This window comes from Burkholderia humptydooensis, from assembly GCF_001513745.1.
Taxonomy (GTDB): domain Bacteria; phylum Pseudomonadota; class Gammaproteobacteria; order Burkholderiales; family Burkholderiaceae; genus Burkholderia; species Burkholderia humptydooensis.
Window position 1 is genome coordinate 1536668 of sequence record NZ_CP013382.1, and the last position, 23282, is coordinate 1559949.

Sequence of the window (23282 nt, forward strand, 5' to 3'; positions counted from 1 at the left end):
AGGCCACCATGATCGTCAGACCGCGCGAGCACTGGTTCCGGATGCTGTTCGTCTGGAACGGTTCGGTGCTCAAATCGATTCTGCCGCAGCTTGCGCTGATGAGCGCCGTGAGCATCGTCGCGCTGCTGACGAACGGCCGCATTCTCGGCGAGAAGGTGCCGCTCAATCCGACGCCGTTCACGCTCGCGGGCCTCGCGCTCGCGATCTTCGCCGCGTTCCGCAACAATGCGAGCTACGACCGCTACTGGGAGGCGCGCAAACTGTGGGGCGGCGCGCTGAGCGCGGCGCGCGCGCTGACGTCGCAGGCGCTCGGCTACGACGCGAGCGCCGACGGCGCCTCGTTCGCGCGCGCAACGGCCGGCTTCGTCTACGCGCTCAAGCACCAGTTGCGCGGCACCAACCCCGCTCGCGACCTGCGCCGCTGCCTGCCCGCCGACTGGATCGAGCCGGTGCTCGCCGCGCAGTTCCGTCCGGTCGCGATCCTGCACGCGTTGCGCGGCCGGCTCGCCGACCGGCATCGCGGCGGCGCGCTGACCGACACGCAGTTGTGGATGCTCGACGCGCAGCTCAACGAGCTCGGCGCGAAGCTCGCGGGCTGCGAGCGGATCGCGTCGACGCCGATTCCGTTTCCCTACCACGTGCTGCTGCATCGCACCGTCTACGCGTATTGCGTGATGCTGCCGTTCGGGCTTGTCGATTCGATCGGCATCGCGACGCCGTTCGTGTCGGTATTCGTGTCGTACACGCTGATCGCGCTCGATGCGATTGCGGGCGAGATCGCCGATCCGTTCGGCGACGGACCGAACCATCTCGCGCTCGACGCGCTGACGCGGCAGATCGAGCGCTCGCTGCTCGAACTGGCCGGCCTGCCGCTGCCGGACGAAATGCGCGCCGGGCCGAGCTACCGGCTGTCGTGACGGCGCGACGCGCGCCGTCACCGTGCAACGCCGGGCGATTGCGGCGGGATCGCCCGATAATTTCCAAACGCGCATGCCGAAGAAGGATCACACCATGCACGACAACACGAATCATCTCCATCAACAACCGTCGTTCGCCTTCGTCGCCGCGTCGTGGGCCGCGCTGCTCGCGATCGGCCTCTTCAACGCGACGCCGATGCACAGCGAGAAAGGCTTCTACGCGATGTCGTTCGCGCTCGCGCTGTTCGGCTCGGTGGCCGTGCAGAAGAATACGCGGGACATCGAGGCGGCCGGGCGCGGGCGCGCGGAAACGGCAATCGCCGCCGACGCCGCCGAGTGACGGTGGCTGGAACCGGAGACTGGAATCCGCGGCTCCAACCGCCAATCCGGGCCGGCGCGCGCCGCCCGCCGTCGCTCGCGCGCTCGCTCAGCCGAGCGCCGCCCAGATCAGATACCCGTTCAGCGCGACGATCGCCGCCGCCGCCGCGCCCGCCGCCACCAGCATCGGCATGCGCAGCGCGTGCTCGCCGAGCACCGCGCGCCGGCTCGACAGCAACAGCAGCGCGGCCATCGGCAGCGGCAGCACGAGGCTCAGCACGACCTGGCTCAGCACCATCGCGCGCGTGACGTCGCAGCCGAGCGCGACGATCGCGAACGCGGGCGCGATCGTCACGAACCGCCGCGCCCAGATCGGCACCTGACGCCTCAGGAAGCCCTGCATCACGACTTGCCCCGCGAGCGTGCCGACGACCGAGCTCGACACGCCGGACGCGAACAGCGCGACGAGAAAGAGCGCGCCCGCCGCCGGCCCGAGCAGCGGAATCAGCGTGTGATACGCGTCGCCTATGTCGGCCATGCCCGGCATCGTCTCGTGGAACGCGGACGACGCCATCATCACCATCGCGATGTTCACGAAGCCGGCGACGCCGAGCGCGACCGTCACCTCGCGGTTCGAGAAGCGCAGCAGCAGCCTGCGCTCGCGATCGTCGCGCGGCGTCGTGCGCCGCTGCGTGAGGCCCGAGTGCAGATAGAGCGTGTGCGGCATGATCGTCGCGCCGATGATGCCCACCGCGAGCGTGAGCGCCGTGCCGTCCCGCAACTGCGGCACGACGAGATGATAGGCGGCCGCATGCCAGTCCTGCGGCGCGATCAGCAGCTCGCCGAGATAGCTCGCACCGATCACGCCGACCAACGCCGCGATCGCGGCCTCGAGCGGCCGAAAGCCGCGCTTTTCCAGCGTGAGGATCGCGCAGGTCAGCACGGCCGTCGCGCCCATCCCGACGACGAGCGGCAGATGGAACAGCAAGCCGAACGCGAGCGCGCCGCCCAGGAATTCGGCGAGATCGGTCGCCATCGCGGCGATCTCCGACGCCGCCCACATGCCCCAGACGATGGGCCGCGGGAAATGCTCGCGGCACAGCTCGGCGAGGTTGCGGCCCGTCACGATGCCGAGCTTCGCCGACATCGCCTGAAACACCATCGCGATCACGTTCGCGGCGAGCACGACCCACAGCAGTTCGTAGCCGTATGCGGCGCCCGCCTGGATGTTGGTCGCGAAGTTGCCGGGATCCATGTAGCCGATCGACGCGATCACGGCCGGCCCGACGAACGGCAGCGCGGCCGCGACGCCCTTGCGGCGCCCTTCGAGCGCGTCGCGCGCCGCGCGGACGGTGCGCGAGCTCGCGTCGCCAGCCGGCGCGAAATCGCCGGCGGACGGGCTCATCGTGGTTGAGGAAAGCATGGTCAGGTATCCGTTCGAGTGCTGAATGATTCGACATGCGCGGCGCGGCAGGCCGTCGGGCCCGCCGGCCGCGCGCGATCGGGCGGCGGCGGCCGGCTCGGCCGCTCGCTCGCCGCGCGCTTACGCCGGCACGACGTCCGGCCGGTTGCGCGCAAAGCGCGCGATCACGTCGGGCGCGATGTTCAGATGCGCCTCGACGAGCTTCGGCGGCGTGTGCGCGAGCCAGTCGGACAGCGACACCTCCGCGTAGTGACCCGCCTTGAAGATCTCGAGGAACACGAGATCGGTCGTGCCCGTGTTCTGCACATAGTGGCCAAGGCTCTTCTTCACGTAGCCGACGTCGCCCGCGCGGAAATCGGCCGTCTGCGCCTTCGGGCCGGTATCGAACACCGTCATTCGCGCGTCGCCCTGGATGTAGTACTGCCACTCGTCCGCATTCGGGTGCCAGTGCAGCTCGCGCATGCCGCCCGGCTTCACCGTGACGAGCGCGGCCGCGATCGTCTTCGACACGTCGAAGTTCGCGCTGTCGACGATCCGCACTTCGCCGCCGCGCGTCTTCACGTTCGGCTTCATGTCGCCCATCGAGAAGATGAACGGATGCTTCGGCGCGCCGCGCGACGAAGCCGACGCGCGCTGCGCGGCGGCAAGCGGCCCAGGATCGTCGCCCTGGAAGATCCACAGATTGTCGAGCGGAATGTTCTTGAACGCGTCGGCGGGCACGCCGAAGTTCAGCGCGAGCACGTCGGGCGGCGTGTGCGCGATCCAGTCCGTCACGAGCAGCGTGTTGAATTCGGACGCGCGGCCGTTGTCGAACGCGAGCAGGAATTCGGCGCCGTCGACGCCGAGCCCCTGCAGCGAATGCGGCAGCCCCGGCGGGAAGTACCACAGGTCGCCCGCCTTCACGTCCTGCACGGACGGCAGCCCTTGCTCGTCGAGCACGGTGATCCGGCAGCGGCCGTCGAGCATGAACGCCCATTCGGCCTGCTGGTGCCAGTGCATCTCGCGAATGCCGCCGCGCGTGAGCCGCATGTTGACGCCGGAAATCGTTTCGGAGATCGCGAAATCGTCCTGCGTGACTTCGCGCGCCCAGCCGCCGTTCTGAATTCGCTTGTGCGCATTATTGAACGACGCCCAGAAAATCGGCATCCCGTTAATGTCCGTGGCCGGCGGATTCTGAAACGACGGAAATTCCCTCATCAGCGCCGGATTTTGCGGGCCGGGATCGGTCAGGCTCTGCGGATTGCGCGCATTCACCGCGCCCTCGGCCGGGCTGTCCGGATTGCCGAACGACGCGGCCTTCGCGGAAACGGCGATGCCGGCGGCGGCAAGCGCGCCGGCCGTATTGGCGAGCATCTTGCGTCGGGACAGATTCGTCATGTTCACCTCTTCGATCGTTTCGATAAAAAAATGATTCACCCGGAATATCGATTCGATTTTCCTCAAATCGAATCGATATCCCGCCACGCAAGTTAAATACAAACAATCAAAAAGATTAAATGAATTGTCAATATGAATCGATGAATTAATGTGATTCCCTTTAAGTTTGTAATATTCGAATCTTCGCGCGGCGGCTTTGCCGCGGCGCAGCGGCCTCGCGCCGCGGCTTCCGGGGTTTTTGAAACGCGCCCGGCAATGAGAGAATCGGGCTCGATACCTTTCCGACGGAGTCCCGATGAAACACTTGCTGTCCAGGCTCGCGGCGAGCGCCGCGCTCGTCGTGCTGCCCCCCGTGCTGGCCCCCGCGTTTTCCGCGCAGGCGGCCACGCCGCCCGGCATCTTCGTGATTGCGACGCAGCTCGGCGAATTCACGACGCTCGATCCGAGCGAGATCTACGAGCTCGTGCCGTCCGAATACGTCGCGAACACCTACGAGCGGCTCGTGCGCGTCGATCTGCGCAACCCGTCGAAGTTCGAAGGCCGGATCGCGCAGTCGTGGAGCGTCGGCGCGGACGGCCTCGCCTACACGTTCAAGCTGCGCCCCGGCCTCAAGTTCCACTCGGGCAACCCGGTGACGGCCGACGACGTCGCGTGGTCGCTGCAGCGCACGGTGCTGCTCGACAAGGGCCCGGCCGGCGTGCTCGCCGATCTCGGCCTCACGAAGGACAACGTCGCGCAGAAGGTCAGGAAGATCGACGACATGACCGTGTCGATCGAAACCGATCGCAAGTACGCGCCGAGCTTCGTGCTGAACGTGCTGAGCGCCGATCCGGCATCGATCGTCGACAAGAAGCTGCTGCTTTCGCACGAGAAGAACGGCGACTTCGGCAACGCGTGGCTGAAGAACGCGGATGCGGGCTCGGGCCCATACCGGCTCGTCAAGTGGACGCCGAACGAAAGCCTCGTGCTGCAACGCTTCGACGGCTATCGCGCGCCGTATCCGATGAAGCGCATCGTGCTGCGGCACGTGCCGGAAGCATCCGCGCAGCGCCTGCTGCTCGAGAACGGCGACGTCGACGCCGCGCGCAACCTGAGCCCGGACAGCCTCGACGCGCTGTCGAAGGCGGGCAAGATCGAGGTCGCGTCGTGGCCCGTGTCCGCGCTGCTGTACCTGAGCCTGAACACGAAGAATCCGAATCTCGCGAAGCCCGAGGTGCAGGAGGCGATGAAGTGGCTCGTCGACTACGACGGCATCCAGCGCAACATCGTCAGGACGACGTACAAGGTCCATCAGACCTTCCTGCCGGACGGCTTCCTCGGCGCGCTGAACGCGAATCCGTACAAGCAGAACGTCGCGAAGGCGAAGGCGCTGCTCGCGAAGGCCGGGCTGCCGAACGGCTTCGCGGTAACGATGGACATGCCGAACGATTACCCGTACGTCGAGATCGCGCAGGCGTTGCAGGCAAACTTCGCACAGGGCGGAATCAAGGTGAAACTGATCCCGGGCGACGCGAAACAGGCGATCGGCAAGTACCGCGCGCGCCAGCATGACATCTTCATCGGCGAATGGTCGCCGGACTACATGGACCCGAACAGCAATGCGCGCGGTTTCGCATGGAATCCCGACAATTCGGACAACGCAGCGCACAAGCTGCTCGCGTGGCGCAACGGCTGGGACGTGCCGCAACTGACCGCGAAGACCGACGCGGCGCTCGCCGAGCCGTCGACCGCGAAGCGCGCGCAGGAATATCAGGCGCTGCAGAAGGCGGTGCTCGCGAATTCGCCGTTCGTGATCCTGTTCGAGAAGGTCGTGCAGGTCGCGACTCGGCCGGGCGTCACGGGTCCGGAGATCGGGCCGATCAACGATCTCGTGTCGTACCGGACGCTGAAGAAGTAGCCGCAACGGCGCCCGTGGGCGCCCTGGCGAACGCGGGCGCGTGCAGCGCGCCGCTCAGCGCGCGCGCCGCCGCCGGCCTCCTCGGCCGGCCGAAAGATGAAGTGGACAGTGCCGTCGAATGCGTCGTGTGCGGCGAGGTGCTGCGCTGCGACGAGCAGCATCGCGTTGTGCCCGTCGTGGCCGCACGCATGCACCGTGCCCGGCACCGTCGAGCGATGCGCGAAGTCGTTCGCTTCGTGCACCGGCAGCGCATCCATGTCGACGCGCAGCCCGATCGCGGCGGCATAGGGAACAGCTTCGCCGTGTCGAGCCCGCCGAGTTCGGCGCGTTTTGCGGTCAGTGTGTGGTTCATCGTTGGTCCCCTCTTCCTTCAGGCCCGTTGTGTCACTGATATCCGAACGCCGTCGCCGGCGCGGCGGCCGTCTCCACCCACACGCTCTTCGTCTGCGTGTATTCGTACAGCGCCTCGACGCCGCTCGAACGCCCGTAGCCGCTCATGCCATATCCGCCGAACGGCGACGACACGTGAATCGTCTTGTAGCCGTTGATCCAGAACGTCCCCGCGCGCACCTGCGCGGCGACGCGATGCGCGCGCCCGACCAGATGCTCGAGGCGGTCGAATACGCGGAGAAGATTCGTCTGAGCCCGGTCGTCACGACGAACTCGTTCGCGATGCTAACGGAATACGTGCGCGCGAGGCTCGGGATCGCGGTGATGCCGGCGTTCGCGGTCGCGACGGAATTGCACGCGCGCGAACTGTTCGCGATCGACATCGCGCATCCGATCCTCGCGAATGCGCAAGCGCACATCGTCACACGCGTCGGACGCAAGCTGTCGGTCGCCGCGAACAAGCTGCTGCAGTTCATGACCGCGCAGATGCATGCGTTTCGATAACGATCAACCGTCGGCGAGCGCCCGGTAAGCGCGATGTTGCGTTTCCCGGCTGACGTTGCGGTGTAATGGCGCGGCCGCGGCGTTGATCTGCAAGCTGTCCGGAATATCCAGGCGGTTCAGGCCTCCGGCCGCCCCGCTTATCCGGCTGTCCGAATTTGCGCGCCCGCCTCTCTTTGTCGGAACAACAGGATGCCAAACGCTCCGGGCATCATTTTCTGACGATGGCATTACACCCATCATTGCGTTTCCCCTTCTCTCGCGACGCCAAATCCGGCCGTTCGTAATCCTCTCGATTACGAACGGTAATCTATACGAGAATCGTTCTCATTTGTATTGACAAGCCATTCTGGCGTGCATACGATGCGCCCGCATCGCGCCGTTTGCGCGTTTCGCCAACGATCAACGCGCGCATCCGGACACCGCGATCGCGCGACAAGAGGAAGAGACTTCAATGCAATCCGCGCCGCTCACCGTTCGATCGATTCGCGATCGTCGCCCAGCCTTTCGTCGCACGGCACTCGCCTGCGCATGGCTTTTCAGTTCCGCCGCCTTCGCCGCCGCGTCGCCCGACGCGCAACCGGAAGCGCCCGAAGCCGACCTCGCGATCCACGCGCAACCGGCAACGCAGTGGACAGGCGTCTGGACGCGCCAGAACCTGCTCGGCGACATCGGCGGCCTGCGGCCGTGGCTCGGCAAGTACGGCGTCACGTTCAGCCTGCAGGAGACGAGCGAGTATCTGGCGAACCTGCGCGGCGGCCTGAAGCGCGGCGGCACCTACGACGGCCTCACGACCGCTGCCGTCACCGTCGACACGCAAAAGGCGTTCGGCCTGCCGGGCGGCACGTTCAACGCGAGCGCGCTGCAGATCCACGGCCGCAACCTGAGCCAGTACAATCTCGGCACGCTGAACACCGCGAGCGGCATCGAAGCGCAGGACACGACGCGGCTCTGGGAGCTGTGGTATCAGCAATCGTTCCTCGATCAGCGCGTCGACGTGAAGATCGGCCAGCAGAGCCTCGACCAGGAATTCATCGTCAGCCAGTACGCCGCGACGTTCGTCAACACGATGTTCGGCTGGCCCGCGCTGCCGTCGTACGATCTGCCGAACGGCGGCCCCGCCTATCCGCTCTCGGCGCTCGGTGTGCGCGTGCGCGGCCGCATCACGCCGTCGCTGACGGCGCTCGCCGGCGTGTTCGACGGCGATCCGCTCGGCAACAACCCGAACAACCTGAGCGGCACCAACTTCAACCTGCACAACGGCACGCTCTTCATCGGCGAGCTGCAGTACGCGCTCAACCAGCCGGCCGACGGCCAGATGGACATGGGGCCGTCGAACGCGCTGCCCGGCACCTACAAGATCGGCGTCTGGTATCACAACGGCCGCTTCGCCGACCAGCAGACCGACAACACGGGCCTGTCGCTCGCGAATCCGGCATCTAGCGGCGTCGCGCGCGCGCATCACGGCGACTACAGCTTCTACGCGGTCGCCGACCAGATGGTCTGGCGGCCGGACCCGACGGGCGCGAAGAGCCTCGGCGTGTTCGCGCGCGTGATGGCCGCGCCCGGCGACCGCAATCTCGTCAGCGTCGCGGCGAACGCAGGCGTCGTGCTGAAGGCGCCGTTCGAGGGCCGCGACAACGACAGCGTCGGGCTCGCGCTCACCTACGTCAAGATCGGCTCGCATGCGCGCGCGCTCGACGAAGACTTCGCGAGCTTCACGGGCGGCCCGTACGGCGTGCGCACGAGCGAGACGACGCTCGAGGCGACGTACCAGTACCAGGTCACGCCCTGGTGGCAACTGCAGGCGGATGCGCAATACACGTTCAACGCCGGCGCGGGCCAGAACCCGAGCGATCCGACGCAGCCGCTGCGCAACACGTTCGTCGTCGGGCTGCGCACCAACATCACGTTCTGAGCACGCTGAAGCATTCCGGTTTCGTTCGTATCCGCGACGGCCACGCCGCCGCCTCATCAGCAAGGAGAATCGCCCCATGCTCACCGCCCCGCTCTCGCCGCGCGCACGCCGCGCCGCGCAGGCATTCGCCGCGGCGCTCGTCGCGCTCGCCGCAGCCGCGGCCGCGCGCGCGGAGCCGCAAGGCTTCCTAGAGACGCTGCATCGCCACACGACGCTCGTCAACACCGTGCCCGACAACGGCGACCAGAACCCCTACGCGATCGCCGTCGCGCCCGTGTCGGCGGGCGCCGTGCAGCAGGGCGACGTGCTCGTCGACAACTTCAACAATGCCGCAAACCTGCAAGGCACGGGCTCGACGATCGTCAACTACCGCCCGTCGACGAAGCAGATGAGCCTGTTCGCGTCGATCCCGCGCGACCTGAACGCATGCCCCGGCGGCGTCGGCCTGTCGACCGCGATGACGATGCTGAAATCCGGCTGGGTGATCGTCGGCAGCACGCCGAGCAACGACGGCACGACCGACACGAAGGGCGCGGGCTGCCTGATCGTGCTCGACAGCAACGGCAAGGTCGCGTCGACGTTCTCGAGCTCCAACGTCAACGATCCGTGGGGCAACATGGCCGTCGTCGACGACGGTGATCGCGCGACGCTCTTCGTCAGCAACGCGGGCTTCGGCGTCGGCGGCGCGAGCGGCAATCCGCCCGTCTTCAAGCAGGCGACCGTCCTGCGGATCGAGCTCGAGATTGCCGCGGGCAAGCCGCCCGTCGTCAAGCGCGAAACCGTCGTCGCGAGCGGCCTCGGCGCGCAGGCCGACAAGGGCGTGTTCCTGATCGGACCGACGGGCCTCGCGCTGTCGGGCGACCGCAGCAAGCTGTACGTGTCGGATGCGATCGGCAACCGGATCGTCGAGATCGACGATCCGATGACGCGCGACACGAGCGCAGGCGTCGGCCGCCAGGTGACGGCGGACGGCTTCCTGCGCCGCCCGCTCGCGCTCGCGACTGCGCCGAACGGCCATCTGCTCGTCACCAACGCGCTGAACGGACAGGTCGTCGAAATCGATCCGGCGACGGGCAAGCAGCTCTACGCGCGCTGGATCGACACCGACAAGGCGCAATCGCCGCCCGGCAACGGCGACCTGTTCGGCATCGCGATGACGCCGGCCGGCGACGGCTTCTATTACGTCGCGGACGACGTGAACACCTTGATGCTCGCGAAATGACGCCATGACAGACGATCTCCATTCCCCTTCGCGCCCCGCTCGGCGCGGCTTTCTGAAAGCGGGCGGCGCGGCGGTGGCGGCGAGCCTCGCGGCGGCCGCGGCACCTGCGGCGCATGCCGCGCACGCGGGCGCGCAGCCCGCCGCGGCGGCCGCGCACGACGCGATCGAGCCGTTCCACGGCGATCATCAGGGCGGCATCGTGACGCCGCAGCAAAGCCACGCGTACTTCGCCGCATTCGATCTGACGGCCGGCACGCGCGCCGACCTGATCGCGCTGCTGAAAACATGGACCGACGCGGCCGCGCGTCTTGCGCGCGGCGACACCGCGCAGCCGCTCGCGAACGCTTCGGCCGCCTCGGCCACTGCGGCCGACGACGACAAGCCGCCCGTCGACTCGGGCGACGCGCTCGGCCTCGGCGCGGCGAACCTGACGATCACGTTCGGCTTCGGCCCGGGCGTTTTCATGCAGAACGGCAAGGATCGCTACGGGCTCGCGCATCGGCGGCCCGCCGCGCTCGTCGATCTGCCGCGCTTCAACGGCGATCAGTTGCTGCCGGAAAAAACGGGCGGCGACCTGTTCGTGCAGGCGTGCGCGAACGATCCGCAAGTCGCGTTTCATGCGGTGCGGCAGCTCGCGCGCCTCGGCGCGAACGCGACGCGCATCCGCTGGGGGCAGGCGGGCTTCCTCTCGGGCCGGCCCGGCGAAACGCCGCGCAACCTGATGGGCTTCAAGGACGGCACGATGAATCCGCCGAGATCCGATCCCGCCGCGATGAACCAGTTCGTCTGGGCGGGCGACGAAGGCCCCGCATGGATGAAGGGCGGCACGTACACGGTGGTGCGCCGCATCCGCATCACGCTCGAGCATTGGGACGGGACCGAGCTCGGCTTCCAGGAGCAGGTCGTCGGCCGTCACAAGTACAGCGGCGCGCCGCTCGGCAAACGGAACGAATTCGAGCCGCTCGATCTCGACGCGGCCGACAAGGACGGCAACCCCGTGATTCCGGACAACGCGCATGCGCGCCTCGCGTCGCCGCAGGCGAACAACGGCGCGCAGATCCTGCGCCGCGCGTATTCGTACAACGACAGCACGAACTTCTACATCGAGCGCTGGCCGCCGTGGCGGCAGCAGACCGAATACGACGCGGGGCTGATGTTCGTCGCGCATCAGCGCGATCCGCGCACGGGCTTCATTCCGATCAACGAGAAGCTCGCGAAGCTCGACATCATGAACCAGTTCACGACGCACGTCGGCAGCGCGATTTTCGCGTGCCCGCCCGGCGCGCGGCCCGGCTCGTACATCGGCGCCGCGCTGTTCGAGGCGTGAGCGCGGACGATCGAGATTCCGAATCACCGCAGGAGACATTCCGACATGAACACACGTCACATCGCCCGCGCGCTGCGCCGCCGGGCCGCAACCGCAGCGATCGCCGCCGCGGCCGTCGCGCTCGCGGCGGCCGCGCCGCTCGCATCGGCCGCCACGCTCACGCTCTACAGCGCGCAGCACGAGCAGGTGGTCAACCAGCTCGTGAAGGACTTCGAAGCGCAAACCGGCATCACCGTCAAGGTGCGCACGGGCGAAGGCCCGGCGCTCGCCGCGCAACTCGTCGCCGAGGGCGACAGGACGCCCGCTGACGTCTATTTCACCGAAAACTCGCCGGAGCTGGTGCTGCTCGCCGAAAAGGGGTTGCTCGCGAAGACCGACGCCGCGACGCTCGCCGCCGTGCCCGCGCGCTTCAGCTCGCCCGACGGCGACTGGGTCGGCGTGCTCGCGCGCGAGAACGTGCTGATCTACAACACCGCGAAGATCCAGCCGCGGCAGTTGCCGGCGTCGCTCGTCGATCTCGCGAAGCCCGAATGGAAAGGCAAGGTCGGCATCGCGCCGAGCGACGCCGACTTCCTGCCGCTCGTGAGCGGCATGCTCGCGCTGAAGGGCGAAGCGCAGACGCTGCAGTGGCTGAAGGGTCTGAAAGCCAACGCGCAGATCTTCGACGACGACGAGGGCGTGACGGCCGCCGTGAACCGCGGCGCGGTCGCAACGGGCATCGTCAACAATTACTACTGGGCGCGCCTGCACGCCGAGCTCGGCGACAAATCGACCCGCAGCGCAATGTTCCACTTCGCGAACGGCGACGTCGGCGGCCTCGTCAACGTATCGGGCGCGGCCGTGATGAAGGCGTCGAAGCATGGCGCCGACGCGCAGAAGTTCGTTGCGTACCTCGTCGGCGAGCGCGCGCAGAGCCTGATGGCGAAAGGACGCATCAGCTTCGAATACCCGCTGCGCCCGGGCGTCGCGCCCGATCCGGTCCTCAAGCCGTTCGATCAGTTGAGCCCGCCCGCGATCACGCTCAAGCAGCTCGGCGACGACAGCCAGGCGGGCAAGCTGCTGCGCGAGGCCGGGCTTCTCTGAGCGACCGGCAATGAGCGACGTCGTCACCGGCGCGCGGTCCGCCGCGCCGCATCCGGCCCGCGGCCGCGCGCGTCGCCGGGCGCCGCGCGCGCTCGTCGCCGCGGCAGCGCTCGGCCCGCTCGCCGTGCTGCTGCCGATCGCGTTCACCGCGTATCGCGCGGCGGGGCTCGGCGCGAACGACATGAGCGAGCTGCTGTTCCGCCCGATCGTCGGCGAGCTGCTCGGCAACACGCTCGCGATCACGCTGGCCGCGACGCTCGCGTGCGCGGTGCTCGGCACGGCCGTCGCATGGCTCGTCGAGCGCACCGACCTGCCCGCGCGCAAAGGATGGGCCGCGCTCGCCGCGGCGCCCCTCGCCGTGCCGCCCTTCGTCACGAGCTACGCGTGGGTGTCGATCAGCCTCGACTTGCAGGATTTTCTCGGCGCGTTGATCGTGCTCGCGTCGTCGTACTTTCCGCTCGTCTATCTGCCGGTGGCCGCGGCGCTGCGCGGCCTCGATCCGGCGCTCGAGGAAAGCGCGCGCACGCTCGGCTGCCGGCCCGCGCAAGTCTTCTTGCGCGTCGTGCTGCCGCAACTGCGGCCTGCGCTGCTGGGCGGGATGCTGCTCGTCGCGCTCGGCGTGCTGTCCGAGTTCGGCGCATTTGCGCTGCTGCGCTTTCGCACGTTCACGACCGAGATCTACGCCGAGTATCGCGTGGACTTCGACGGCGGCGGCGCGTCGCTGCTCGGCTGCGCGCTGATCGCGCTGTGTCTTGTCTGCGTCGCGCTCGAGTTCCGCGTGCGCGGCCGCGCCCGCTACGACGCGACGCACCGCGGCACGCGCCGCGCCGCGCATCGCTACGCGCTCGGCGCGTGGCGCTGGTGCGCCGTCGCGGGGCTCGCGGCGCTCGCCGGCGCAACGCTCGCCGTGCCGCTCGCGACGATCGGCTACTGGCTCACGCAGCAAGGCGCGGCCGCCGTCACGCCCGCCGACGTGTCGCCCGGGCTGCTGTGGCGTGCGACGCTCGCGTCGACCGGCTACGGGCTCCTGGCCGCCGTGCTCACGACGGCGCTCGCGCTGCCGCTCGGGTTCCTGTCAGTGCGTCATCCGGGACGCATCGCGACCGCGCTCGAACGCCTCGCGTTCGTCGCGCAAGGCATGCCCGGCATCGTCGTCGCGCTCGCGATCGTCTCGTTGACCGTGCGGCTGATGCAGCCGCTTTATCAGAGCGCGCCGATGCTGATCGCCGCTTACGCGATCCTGTTTCTGCCGCTTGCGCTCGTCGGCGCGCGCGCGGCGCTCGCGCAGGCGCAGCCCCGTCTCGAGGAAACCGCGCGCGCGCTCGGCCTCACCTGGGCGCAAACCGCGTGGCGCGTGCTGCTGCCGCTCGCCGCGCCCGGCCTCGGCGCAGCGGCGACGATGGTCTTCATCTCCGTCGTCACCGAGCTGAACGCGACGATCCTGCTGTCGCCGATCGGCACGCGCACCCTCGCGACGCAGGTCTGGAGCGATACGTCGACGCTCGCGTTCGCCGCCGCCGCGCCATACGCGGCGCTGCTCGTCGCGTTGTCGCTCGCCGCGGCGGCGCTGCTGTTCGTGCTGCTCGGCGGTGCGCGCGCCGCCGGGCGGCGACGCATGACGTTCAAATTTTCTGCGAAACCATGAGCGAACTCCGAATCGACCGCGTGTGCAAATCCTTCGACGGCCACGCCGTACTGCACGACGTGAGTCTCGCCGTCGGGCGCGGCGCGCTGCTCGCGCTGCTCGGCCCGTCCGGCAGCGGCAAGACGACGCTGCTTCGCATCCTGTGCGGTTTCGAGCGTGCGGAACGAGGAACCGTCGACATCGACGGGCAACGCGTCGCCGGCCCCGGCGTGCACGTGCCGCCCGAAGCGCGGCGCATCGGCTACGTGCCGCAGGAAGGCGCGCTGTTTCCGCATCTGTCGGTCGCGGACAACATCGCGTTCGGCCTGCCGCGCGCGCAGCGCCGCGCGCACCATCGCGTCGCCGAGCTGCTCGACATGGTCGGGCTGCCCGCCGCGTTCGCGCAGCGCGCGCCGCAACAGCTATCGGGCGGCCAGCAGCAGCGCGTCGCGCTCGCCCGCGCGCTTGCGCCGAAGCCGTCGCTCGTGATTCTCGACGAACCGTTCTCGTCGCTCGATGCGTCGCTGCGCCTCGAAACGCGCGCGGCGGTCGTCGACGCGCTCGCGGCCGCGCGCGCGACCGCCGTGCTCGTCACGCACGATCAGCCCGAAGCGCTGTCGCTCGGCGACGAGGTCGCGGTGCTCTGGCATGGAAGGCTCGTGCAGACGGCGCGGCCCGAGACGCTGTATCGGCAGCCCGCGACGCGCGAACTCGCGATGTTCATCGGCGATGCGGTGCTGATCGAAGGCGTCGTGGAGCGCGGCTTCGTCGTCTGCGCGCTCGGATATCTGCCGCTTCGCGCGCCGCTGCCCGACGGCCCCGTCGATGCGCTGCTGCGCCCCGAACAGATTCGCGTGCGGCGCATGCACGAGCCGCGAGACGATTGCACGCATTGGCGCGACGCGATCGTGCTCGACGCGACGTTCGGCGGTCAGGATGCCTATCTGGATGCGCAACTCGTCGACTTCCCCGGCGCGCGCGTGCGCGCTCGCGTGCCGGGATATCGGTGCCCGTCGGCGGGCGAGCGCATCGCGCTCGCGATCGACGACGACGTGATCGCGTATCCTCGTTGTCGTTCAACGAACGACTTGTAATATGCGGATCGCGCTCGATTGAAGCCGCATTTTCGTGCAAGGTCCTTCCGATACCGGACGCGCCTTCGGTTCGACCGCGATCATGCAGGGCAATCGCGCGGACCCAACAATGCGGAAGGCGGAACGGTCCTGGTCCCACGTGCATCAGCAGCGATGATGACGATGGCCGATCTCTTGTTGATGGCGCTCCAGAACTTTCAATCCACAATCACAATGCCCGGAATCTTTTCCAGCAGCCGCCTCAAGTCGTCCTGGCCGATCTTGTATTCTTTGGCAAAAACCTCGGCGTCCCCAAAAATCGCGTTGCACCGGGGAGGATTGTTCGTATAGACGCCCATTCGGATGCCCATGTCGGCCGGCCAGGCCTGCGACATGACATAGTCCCTTGCGAGATACGGATTGACGATCGTGAAACGCGGCCATGCCGGGAAGCCGATTCGCTCGGGATCGCACTCGTAGACCCGCGAGTCATGTACCTTCGCCTGCGAGAAATCGCAATCCAGCGCCTTGCCCGGCAACGATTCGCTGTTGTTTCCGAAATCGCATCCGATGAAAGTTCCCGTGAACTTCACTCCGCTGAAGATTACCCGGTCGAACTGGAAATTCTTGAGCGCCTTTCTTTGGTTGAACACGCCGCCGACCATCTCGGTATTGCTCGCGATCAGCGAGCGAGTCGTGCAGTCCGAATTGATCGTGCAATTCTCGAGCCTGAGGTTGGGCCCGAGCGTATGCACCTCCTTCGCATCCAGCTCTATCACCGAATCGCTGATTACCTGATTCCTCAGCTTCATTCCGCCTTCCTAGAAAGTGATCATTCTGAAAACAACATCGGACATCCGCATCGCGTGCGTGTCCATGTTGCTATTGCTGCCCGACATGATGTCATAACTCAGCCCCGTATTCGGATCGACCGCATCGACCCCGACGCGATTCCAGTCCAGATCCAGTCCCGCGATGTCCGGATCACTCCTGACCTGAGATTCGATCCAGCGCCCCTTGGCTTGCTGCTGCAGCAGATTCGCGCGCCAGTACTCGCCCGATGCTCTAGCGCTTTCGATCGCATTGCTTTCCGCCGGCGTGAGGTTCGACGTGCTCCAGCGGGCAGCGGCGTTGTCGGTCGCATCCTGGAGCTTCTTGCCGACCGGGTCCGATTCGGGAATGACCTCCGTCGGACTCTTGCCTTTCGGCACGTTCCAGCGTTGGCCGTCGTAATCGACCTGCTTGTTGCCCGCCCGATGATTTTTCACCGTATCGTATCCCTGCAGACCGAACGGATCACCCCATTGCATCGGATCGTGCACATAGGCGTGCGTCCGCAGCCCGCCGGCCAGCCCGACCGGATCGGCGCTGAGATACTGGCCCGTCGACGGATCGTAGTAACGGTGCAAGTTGTAGTGCAGGCCGCTTTCCTCGTCTGCCCACTGCCCCGGGAATCGCAGTTCGCAGTCCGGCGGATCGAATTCATCGCCGTCCCGATGACCCAGTCGCAATTGCTCGCGCACCGCGCTGCGCAGGGAATCGCGGCCGTCATCGCCCGCCGTGTCGCCCCACAGCGTCCGCCGCGCGCGCCACAATGCCCTGCCGTCGCTGCTGTACAGCGTATGCGGCGCGCCGTTGGGATCGCAAGCGAGCGGAAACCACTCGCTCGTCCGCGGATCAGGCTGATCGTCGAAGCGCAGCCGCTCCTGGGCCAACGCCACGTGGGTACTCGGTCGATAGTGCCAACGCTGGATATCGTGCCGCGATCCGTCGCGCTCGTCATAGGTGCGCCACGCCTCGATCATCCGGCTTCCGCACCATAGATAGGCGATGCGCTTCAGCCGGTTCCGAGGGGCGCCGTGCGTGCACACCTTGCTGATGCGGCGGCCGAACGCATCGTAGCGATACGCCCAGCGCTCGCCGCCGGGCGTCGTCACTTCTCTCAGGCGATCGAAATCATCCCAGCGATACCGCCATGCGCGAGGCCGGAAACCATTGCGCAGTTCGGTGCGCGCGACCATGCGCCCGCGGGCATCGTATTCGTAGACGTTCGGCCCGGCGCTGATCAGTTGATCGCCCCGGTAGTCATGCAAGCGGATTTCGCCGCCGTCGACCTGCTGCTCGGCCACATGGCCGAGCGGGTCATATCGGTAACGTTCGCGGCCGCTTCGACTTTCGGTGCGCTCGTGGTGCGCCTCGACCACCTGGCCGCGCGCGTCGTACCGCCAGCGGTCGGCTTCGATGGGCAAGCCCTTGCGCTCCTCCTGCATGCCGATGCAGCGGTCGGCGACATCCCATTCATAGTGCCGGGTGCGCTGCGGGCCGAAGGCTTCGGGCGGCACCTCGTCGTGCCAAGGCTGCGCCCCCAATGCCTGTCGGGCCAACCGGCTTCGCACGTCATGCGTCTGCCTCTGCGCAAAACCTTCCGGATGCCGGTCCGCCCATTCCGGCTGCCAGCTCCGCCGCTGCTCCGTCGGCAAGTAGCGGCGATCGCTTTCCTGTCCGAGCACGTCGTAGCCGAAGCGGAATTGGTGGCCGTTACTCTCGATCGCGTCGAGCTGGCCGGCGAGATCGTACTGCCACCGCGTCTGCCCGCTCGGCGTGCTGAGCGAGGCAGGCCGTCCCATCACGTCGTGCTCGTAGCGTATGGCCTGTCCGCCCTGGCTTTCTTCGATCAGCCTGAACGCATCGTCGTATTCCAGGCACACGTCGTTGTCCGCCCGCCACTCGTGCGCGGCGTCGCTCCGCTCCCAAACCTGGGCGCGAATCAGTTGCCCCCGCGATCCCCAGGCGAACGTATGCTTCTGCAGCGGACCGGCGAGCGAGATCAGCCGGTCTTGCGCATCGTATTCATGGCGCAGCACGACGCCATCCGGCAGATGCTTTTCCGTGACCTGCCCCAGCCGATTGCGCACGTATCGCGTGCAGCGCCCGCTCCAGTCGGTCTCGGCGACCAGTTGGCCCGCCACGTCTCGCTCCAGCGTCCAGCGCTGCCCCAGGGCGTTCGTCACGCCGACCAGACGGGCAGCGCCGTCTCGATGATATTGGGTGACGGCCCCCGCGGGATCGGTGACGCTGCCGAGCAAATCGAATGCCCCCCACGTATAGCGGGTGCCGTGCCCCAGCGGATTGACCGCCTCTCGCAGCATGCCTTCCGAATCGTAGTGAAAGCGCGCAATCGCGCCGTCCGGATAGGTCATGCTGCTGAGCGTCTCGCGCGGATTGGACGGGCCGGGCTCATAGCGGTAGACAGTCCGATGACCAGCCGCATCGGTGCGGCTCGTCAGCCGGCCGTATCGGTCGCGACCGAGATGCGTGTGCCGGCCGAGCGGATCCGTCCATCGATCGGGGCGTCCCGCTTCGTCATGGCGCCATGCGTGCGTTGCGCCATCCGGATCGGTCCGGCTGATGAGCAGGCCGCGCGGGTCGTAGCGAAAGCGCGTCTCGCCGAGCGGCCCCTCGAACGCAACCAGATTGCCCTCCGCGCTGAAATGCCAGTGCAGCGTGCCGAACGGATCGGTCCGCTCGATCAACTGCCCCGCCGCATTCCATCGATAGCGGCTCTCCCGTCCGTAGACGTCGACGATTTTCACGGGGCGCCCGCGCGCGTCGTATCGGTACTGGCTGATACGGCCGATCGGGTCCGTCCGCGCGGCCAGCCAGCCCCGCTCGTCGAAACTGGAGTGCGTCACCCGGCCCAGCGGGTCCTCCGACCGGATCAGCCGGTTCTCCGCATCGAACCAGCGCTGATACCGATGTCCGAGCGCGTCGATGTACGTCGTTCGCCGCTGCGCGTCGTCGTATTCGAAGCGATCGTCGTACAGCGCGGTATTCGTGCGAGTGGCGATCACCCGTCCGCGCTCGTCGTAGCGCAGCGCAACCTGGGTCGCGCCGCTGTCGCGCCAGTGATTCAGCCAGCCCTCGTCGGTATAGCCGAAATGAAATTCCCCCCGAAAGCGGCTGTGCACGTCGGTCAGGCGCTTGCCGTCGAAGCGATAGCGGACCAGCTCGCCCGCCCCGCCCGGCTGCTCCGACACGCTCTGCAACAGCCCTCGGGAATCGCAGGTGATCCACAGCGTCATCCCGCCGCTGTGCCGCACTTTGCAGAGGCGACCCAGCGCGTTGTATTCGAAATCGATCGTATTGCCGTTGCGGTCCTCGATGCGGGTCAGACGGGCGACGTCGTCCTTCGGGCTCGCCGGCTCGAAAATCAGCGATTGCTGCGAGCGCTCGTCGAAAACGACGGCGCGCGCGCGGTTGCCGTGCAACGCGTAGTGCGGCGCCCAGAAGTTGATCGCATTGAACGGCTCGTGCGGAACCGGATAAACGAGTTGCTGGCCGTCCGCATCGAAGAACGTGACGGTGGCCGGGCCGTCCGACGGCTGCCGATATCGAAGGCGCTGCGACCAGTTGCAGATCCATCTGTCTCCGAGCAGCCCGTCGACCGGCTGCCGCCCCGCGTAGGCGCGGCAAAGCGTGAGCGGCAGCACGTGCGGCCACGTGAAATCCGTCCGGTAGTCGGCGTAATCGCCCGTCGCCATGTCGATCGGCTCGCCGAGCAGTTCCCGGAGCACGCCGTCCAGCAAGCCGCCTTCCTTGGTGGCCGAGCGCATCATGATGATGTCCGTGGCCGTCAGCACCAGTTGCTCGAGAAGCGACACGTTCGCGTCGATCTTGCCGAACGTGCCGGTCGTCTCGTCCGCGCTGATCGTCGCGCAGCCCTCCTGAATGACCGCCGAGCACGTGACCTTGTGGCCGATGCGCGCGAGCGGCAGGCCGTTGACGGATACGGTCAGGCTGCCCTGCGCGATCTGCGGCGGGGGCGTGCCGGGGTCCTTGCTGCACGCCACGGGATCGGTCACGCGGGCGACCCGCCACCCTTCGAACGAGACGTTCGGCGAGCCGTCCGCGATCGCGCCCGTCACCGAGCCGGTATGGCCGATACCCTTCGCCACCGCGGCGCCCACAAAGCCGCCCACCGCGCCTGCGACGAATCCGACGACGAATGGGCCGGCCGCCGCGATTGCGACGGCGGCGGCGCCGCCCGTCGCCACGATCGCGGCGGCCGCGGCGGCAATGGCCACGCCGACGGCGATCCCCGCAATCAGCCCCGTGAGCGCGCCGATGAATGCGTTCTCATGGACGATCTTGTGTCCGACGCGAGCCGGCGCCTTGCCGGGCTTCGCGACCACGGGAAGCCCCAACTTGCCCAGCACCCACGTGACCGGACGATCAGCGCCGACCGCCTCGGCCAGCGCGCCGCCGAGCATCGCCCCGCCGAGCGGCGCGATCACGCGTCCGGCGAAGCACTCGAACGTGCCGGCCGCCCATGCGTTCGTGCCAGCCGCGGCAACCTGCGCCGCGTTGATCGCGAGCCCCGCGTGGGACACGGCCTGGACCGCGTCCGCATTGCTGCCTCGCTGCGCGAGCGCGGCGAGCTTCTGCCGGCTGTCCGACGTCGCGCCACTCTGCACTTCGCCCATGAGATCCAGTTCCTTGCCAAGTGACCGGAAAAACGGCGTCGACCGGCTGCATCACGAAGCCGGAAGTTGCGCGCTCCGATGGAATTTGAAGCTCGCCAACGCCGCGCCGATCTCCTCGCGGACGTGGTTCGGCAATTGGCCGGGGCTCGTGTAGGTCAGCGCCAGAACCAGTGGCGCATCGAGGACGATCACCGCCAACTGGTGAATGAGCAGGTCATCCTTGTTCCAGGTGAAGTCGAGAAACTGGCAGGGCCGCCCATCCAGCACGCCCGGCTCGTCGCGTTGCATTTGCAGCCCGCTCAGTTCCTTCCGATATTTCGCGCGTTGCACATTGACGTAATCGACGAATTCGACGCCGTAAGGCAGTTCGTCGCGCGTCAACACGAGGTTGCTGCCCGTCACTTCCGCCATCGCCGGCAGCAATGCATTGACGCTTCGGTCCAGCCACTGACCGGGCAATTCCAGATGTCCTTCGTTCACCGAATAACGCATGTCATGCCTCGATGTCGCGCGTGCCGACGCACGCAGAAAGAAAGGAAGTCGAGATAATCCGCCGTCCGCCGCCCGGCCGGACGCTCAGCTCTTCGAATTCAGTCCGATATGCGTGGGGCCGCTGATCTCGATCGTGCCGTCCGCCTTCATGTGGATCACGCTCGAGCCCACTTCGATGATGATTTCCGTCGCCGCCTTGAGGTGAATCTTTCCCTGACTGGACTGAATCTCGATATCGCCGACAGTGCCGGCAGCGCCCGGCTGAGGCCCGGTGGTCGTGATCGACGCGTTGCCGCCGATCACCTGGGCATGCGTGCCGGCGACGTTCTGCTTGTGGATGCCCTTGATGGTCTGCGTATGGTTTCCGCCGATCGTCTGCGTTCGCGCCCCCGTAATCGTGTGCGTCTGCGCGCCGCCGATCGTGACGATCTCGTCGGCGCCGATCGTCTTGGTTCTCGTCGCGCCGACGCTGTGCGATTCGTTGTGCTCGACCTCGATGCGCTGATTCTTTTCCGCGTGCAGCCAGATTTCTTCCTCGCCCTGCTTGTCGTCGAAGCGAATCGCATTGGCGTTGTCGGACGTTCCCTTGTGCGAGCGCGTCAGGAACCCGCTTTGCGTCGCCCCCGCCGGCAACGCCCATGGAGGCATGTTCTGCGCGTTGTAGACGCTCGATATGATCAGCGGGCGATCGGGATTGCCATCGAGGAACGCGACGACCACCTCATTGCCGATGCGCGGAATCTGCACCGAGCCGAACCCGCCGCCCGCCCATGGCTGACTGACCCGGACCCAGCAGGAACTGCCCTGATTTCGCTGCCCGATACGGTCCCAGTGAAACTGGATCTTCACTCGCCCCAGCGCATCGGTATGGATTTGCTCGCCCTTCGGCCCCACGACGATCGCGGTCTGCGGCCCCGGGATGATGGGGCGCTCATGCGCAAGCGCCGGCCGAAACGGAATCTTCTTGCGGATGCACTGGAAGCTTGCGTGGTATGCCCCTGATCCTTCGTTGGACTGATAGTTGTTGACGCCATGATGACGGACGTTCGTCAACAGGAACTGGCGGTCCTGCTTCGATCCGTTGTCATGATCGTAATGCGAGTTCAATTCAAAATAGTGGCCCGACGCAAGCATCCTGCCGGTGCTCGTACCCGAAAAAGTCTTGCCGCTTGCCGCGAGCGATTCCAGTCTGAATCGCGCCAGCTCCTCGCCTCGATCGGTCGAATCGAAGCCATGCAGGCCGACGTAGTCATAGATCTCGTACCGCTCGACCTCGCCCTGATTGACATTCGACTCGCCCGATACGTAGCGGCGGGCGGCGGGCACCTTATAGTCGTAGGCTTTCATGCTGACGGCGCTGGACATCAGTTGCCGCTGCGCCGCCCATTGCGTGACGACGGCTTCGTCCTCGAGAATCTCGCCGCTCGCATAACGCAGCGACGGCAGCCCGGCGATGGGCTTTGCGCGGGTCGAATCGTCGTCGATGATCAGTTTGTGTCCGTCCGCCGCGTGCTCGAAATAGAAAAAGAGCCCTTCCAGTTCCATCAGGCGCAGCACGAAGTTCAGATCCGTCTCCCGGTACTGCGTGCAATAGCTGTACGGCTTCAGCGTGCGGCCGGCGCGGAATTCGTAGGATGCGAGCGCCGAATATTGCGAAAACACTTCGTCGAGAATGTCGCGTGCGCTTTTGTCCTGGAATATCCGCGAATCGACCCGCCGCGACAGCATCCATAGCCACGGCTGCACCGTCGCGCTGTAGGTGGCGAGCCCGCCGTCGTTGCCCGTATGCGAGAACTGCGTGACGTAACCGTGAAAATGCCGCGCCGAACCGCCGACGATTCCGCTGGAGGGCTGAAGGGACACCGTGACGGCCTGCCCGATCATCTGCTTCAGCTCGATCATCGGATCGCGCGACGCGAGACCGAGTCTCATGTCGAACAGCACCGACAATCCCTCGCTGCACTGGAAATCGCTGAGGACCAGTTCGGATCGTCCGGAAAGCGGTGTTTTGATCGTCAGCAGGCGGCTGTTCTGCAGATTCATAAAACCTGCGATGTCGGACATTTTCATTATTTGCCCCCGGAATAGCCGATTAACGATCGGCGTATTTAAAGACGGCAAAATCATAGCGCACGACAACGCTGCCGAACCAGCATTTAAATAGCGCCGTTTCACACGGCCGCCACGATCGATCAGGCCGGTAAGTTTGACGGAACCCAGCCTCCCGAAAATCGCCG

At 66.8% G+C, this 23282-nt stretch carries 16 protein-coding genes and 3 pseudogenes; 11 read left to right on the forward strand and 8 right to left on the reverse strand.

Annotated elements, in window-relative coordinates; all coding sequences use genetic code 11:
- The first annotated feature begins 8 nt into the window (after positions 1–8).
- Together AQ610_RS25830 and AQ610_RS25835 are read left to right on the forward strand one after the other, a co-directional pair.
- On the forward strand, positions 9–917 hold the full coding sequence (locus AQ610_RS25830; protein ID WP_006027355.1) for a bestrophin family protein: 909 nt from the start codon (positions 9–11) through the stop codon (positions 915–917).
- A gap of 94 nt (positions 918–1011) precedes the next feature.
- On the forward strand, positions 1012–1257 hold the full coding sequence (locus AQ610_RS25835; RefSeq protein ID WP_006027356.1) for a YiaA/YiaB family inner membrane protein: 246 nt from the start codon (positions 1012–1014) through the stop codon (positions 1255–1257).
- A gap of 87 nt (positions 1258–1344) precedes the next feature.
- Here the strand turns inward: AQ610_RS25835 and AQ610_RS25840 are convergent, their stop codons facing one another.
- Together AQ610_RS25840 and AQ610_RS25845 are read right to left on the reverse strand one after the other, a co-directional pair.
- Entirely contained in the window at positions 1345–2658 is a 1314-nt protein-coding gene (locus AQ610_RS25840; RefSeq protein WP_045554742.1) for an Nramp family divalent metal transporter, read from the reverse strand.
- Positions 2659–2778: 120 nt separating this feature from the next.
- Positions 2779–4035 carry an oxalate decarboxylase family bicupin gene (locus AQ610_RS25845; protein ID WP_009917477.1) on the reverse strand — a complete coding sequence of 419 codons (1257 nt, stop codon included), beginning with the start codon at positions 4033–4035 and terminating at the stop codon, positions 2779–2781.
- Between the two features lie 295 nt (positions 4036–4330).
- Between AQ610_RS25845 and AQ610_RS25850 the strand changes: the two genes are divergently transcribed.
- Entirely contained in the window at positions 4331–5932 is a 1602-nt protein-coding gene (locus AQ610_RS25850) for an ABC transporter substrate-binding protein (RefSeq protein WP_009917476.1), read from the forward strand.
- Positions 5933–5988: 56 nt separating this feature from the next.
- Here the strand turns inward: AQ610_RS25850 and AQ610_RS34885 are convergent.
- Together AQ610_RS34885 and AQ610_RS25855 are read right to left on the reverse strand one after the other, a co-directional pair.
- Positions 5989–6210: pseudogene (locus AQ610_RS34885) on the reverse strand (M20/M25/M40 family metallo-hydrolase); the annotation flags it as partial.
- Positions 6211–6316: 106 nt separating this feature from the next.
- A pseudogene (locus tag AQ610_RS25855) lies at positions 6317–6532 on the reverse strand (aldehyde dehydrogenase family protein); the annotation flags it as partial.
- Here AQ610_RS25855 and AQ610_RS25860 point away from each other — a divergent pair.
- The 7 genes and pseudogenes from AQ610_RS25860 to AQ610_RS25890 all read left to right on the forward strand — a co-directional run.
- Positions 6533–6826 (forward strand): annotated as a pseudogene (locus AQ610_RS25860) (LysR substrate-binding domain-containing protein); the annotation flags it as partial.
- Positions 6827–7277: 451 nt separating this feature from the next.
- Positions 7278–8741 carry a carbohydrate porin gene (locus AQ610_RS25865; protein ID WP_006027362.1) on the forward strand — a complete coding sequence of 488 codons (1464 nt, stop codon included), beginning with the start codon at positions 7278–7280 and terminating at the stop codon, positions 8739–8741.
- 76 nt (positions 8742–8817) lie between these two features.
- Complete coding sequence (locus AQ610_RS25870) at positions 8818–9963, forward strand: NHL repeat-containing protein (RefSeq protein ID WP_006027363.1); 1146 nt, start codon at positions 8818–8820, stop codon at positions 9961–9963.
- Between the two features lie 4 nt (positions 9964–9967).
- The gene (gene efeB / locus AQ610_RS25875; protein ID WP_043282760.1) at positions 9968–11290 is read left to right on the forward strand and encodes an iron uptake transporter deferrochelatase/peroxidase subunit; all 1323 of its coding nucleotides are present in this window, start codon (positions 9968–9970) and stop codon (positions 11288–11290) included.
- A 45-nt stretch (positions 11291–11335) separates the two neighbouring features.
- The gene (locus AQ610_RS25880) at positions 11336–12373 is read left to right on the forward strand and encodes an iron ABC transporter substrate-binding protein (RefSeq protein WP_006027365.1); all 1038 of its coding nucleotides are present in this window, start codon (positions 11336–11338) and stop codon (positions 12371–12373) included.
- A 10-nt stretch (positions 12374–12383) separates the two neighbouring features.
- Complete coding sequence (locus tag AQ610_RS25885) at positions 12384–14018, forward strand: ABC transporter permease (RefSeq protein ID WP_006027366.1); 1635 nt, start codon at positions 12384–12386, stop codon at positions 14016–14018.
- Entirely contained in the window at positions 14015–15091 is a 1077-nt protein-coding gene (locus tag AQ610_RS25890) for an ABC transporter ATP-binding protein (protein WP_009914888.1), read from the forward strand. Before AQ610_RS25885 ends, AQ610_RS25890 begins: the two co-directional genes overlap by 4 nt.
- A gap of 197 nt (positions 15092–15288) precedes the next feature.
- On the opposite strand, the gene AQ610_RS25895 is transcribed toward AQ610_RS25890, so the two are convergent.
- Both AQ610_RS25895 and AQ610_RS25900 read right to left on the reverse strand, forming a co-directional pair.
- The gene (locus AQ610_RS25895; RefSeq protein WP_006027368.1) at positions 15289–15882 is read right to left on the reverse strand and encodes a hypothetical protein; all 594 of its coding nucleotides are present in this window, start codon (positions 15880–15882) and stop codon (positions 15289–15291) included.
- A gap of 9 nt (positions 15883–15891) precedes the next feature.
- Complete coding sequence (locus AQ610_RS25900) at positions 15892–20124, reverse strand: RHS repeat-associated core domain-containing protein (RefSeq protein WP_231749074.1); 4233 nt, start codon at positions 20122–20124, stop codon at positions 15892–15894.
- Here AQ610_RS25900 and AQ610_RS37665 point away from each other — a divergent pair.
- A complete protein-coding gene (locus tag AQ610_RS37665; protein ID WP_231749089.1) occupies positions 20005–20577 on the forward strand; it encodes a hypothetical protein in 573 nt (190 codons plus the stop codon). The two genes, AQ610_RS25900 and AQ610_RS37665, sit on opposite strands and share 120 nt — an antisense overlap.
- Before the next feature lie 27 nt (positions 20578–20604).
- Here AQ610_RS37665 and AQ610_RS25905 read toward each other — a convergent pair whose 3' ends face one another.
- Together AQ610_RS25905 and AQ610_RS25910 are read right to left on the reverse strand one after the other, a co-directional pair.
- Entirely contained in the window at positions 20605–21045 is a 441-nt protein-coding gene (locus AQ610_RS25905) for a DUF1795 domain-containing protein (RefSeq protein WP_006027370.1), read from the reverse strand.
- An 84-nt stretch (positions 21046–21129) separates the two neighbouring features.
- Entirely contained in the window at positions 21130–23115 is a 1986-nt protein-coding gene (locus AQ610_RS25910; protein WP_009914887.1) for a type VI secretion system Vgr family protein, read from the reverse strand.
- Positions 23116–23282: the final 167 nt, after the last annotated feature.

What these genes read in the sequence shown, in the direction of transcription:
- AQ610_RS25840 (WP_045554742.1), bottom strand. Translation starts at nt 2,658, where the DNA reads ATGCTTTCCTCAACCACGATGAGCCCGTCCGCCGGCGATTTCGCGCCG.
- AQ610_RS25850 (WP_009917476.1), top strand. Translation starts at nt 4,331, where the DNA reads ATGAAACACTTGCTGTCCAGGCTCGCGGCGAGCGCCGCGCTCGTCGTG.
- AQ610_RS25835 (WP_006027356.1), top strand. Translation starts at nt 1,012, where the DNA reads ATGCACGACAACACGAATCATCTCCATCAACAACCGTCGTTCGCCTTC.
- AQ610_RS25880 (WP_006027365.1), top strand. Translation starts at nt 11,336, where the DNA reads ATGAACACACGTCACATCGCCCGCGCGCTGCGCCGCCGGGCCGCAACC.
- AQ610_RS25910 (WP_009914887.1), bottom strand. Translation starts at nt 23,115, where the DNA reads ATGAAAATGTCCGACATCGCAGGTTTTATGAATCTGCAGAACAGCCGC.
- AQ610_RS37665 (WP_231749089.1), top strand. Translation starts at nt 20,005, where the DNA reads ATGGCCGATACCCTTCGCCACCGCGGCGCCCACAAAGCCGCCCACCGC.
- AQ610_RS25845 (WP_009917477.1), bottom strand. Translation starts at nt 4,035, where the DNA reads ATGACGAATCTGTCCCGACGCAAGATGCTCGCCAATACGGCCGGCGCG.
- AQ610_RS25885 (WP_006027366.1), top strand. Translation starts at nt 12,384, where the DNA reads ATGAGCGACGTCGTCACCGGCGCGCGGTCCGCCGCGCCGCATCCGGCC.
- efeB (WP_043282760.1), top strand. Translation starts at nt 9,968, where the DNA reads ATGACAGACGATCTCCATTCCCCTTCGCGCCCCGCTCGGCGCGGCTTT.
- AQ610_RS25895 (WP_006027368.1), bottom strand. Translation starts at nt 15,882, where the DNA reads ATGAAGCTGAGGAATCAGGTAATCAGCGATTCGGTGATAGAGCTGGAT.
- AQ610_RS25865 (WP_006027362.1), top strand. Translation starts at nt 7,278, where the DNA reads ATGCAATCCGCGCCGCTCACCGTTCGATCGATTCGCGATCGTCGCCCA.
- AQ610_RS25890 (WP_009914888.1), top strand. Translation starts at nt 14,015, where the DNA reads ATGAGCGAACTCCGAATCGACCGCGTGTGCAAATCCTTCGACGGCCAC.
- AQ610_RS25830 (WP_006027355.1), top strand. Translation starts at nt 9, where the DNA reads ATGATCGTCAGACCGCGCGAGCACTGGTTCCGGATGCTGTTCGTCTGG.
- AQ610_RS25905 (WP_006027370.1), bottom strand. Translation starts at nt 21,045, where the DNA reads ATGCGTTATTCGGTGAACGAAGGACATCTGGAATTGCCCGGTCAGTGG.
- AQ610_RS25870 (WP_006027363.1), top strand. Translation starts at nt 8,818, where the DNA reads ATGCTCACCGCCCCGCTCTCGCCGCGCGCACGCCGCGCCGCGCAGGCA.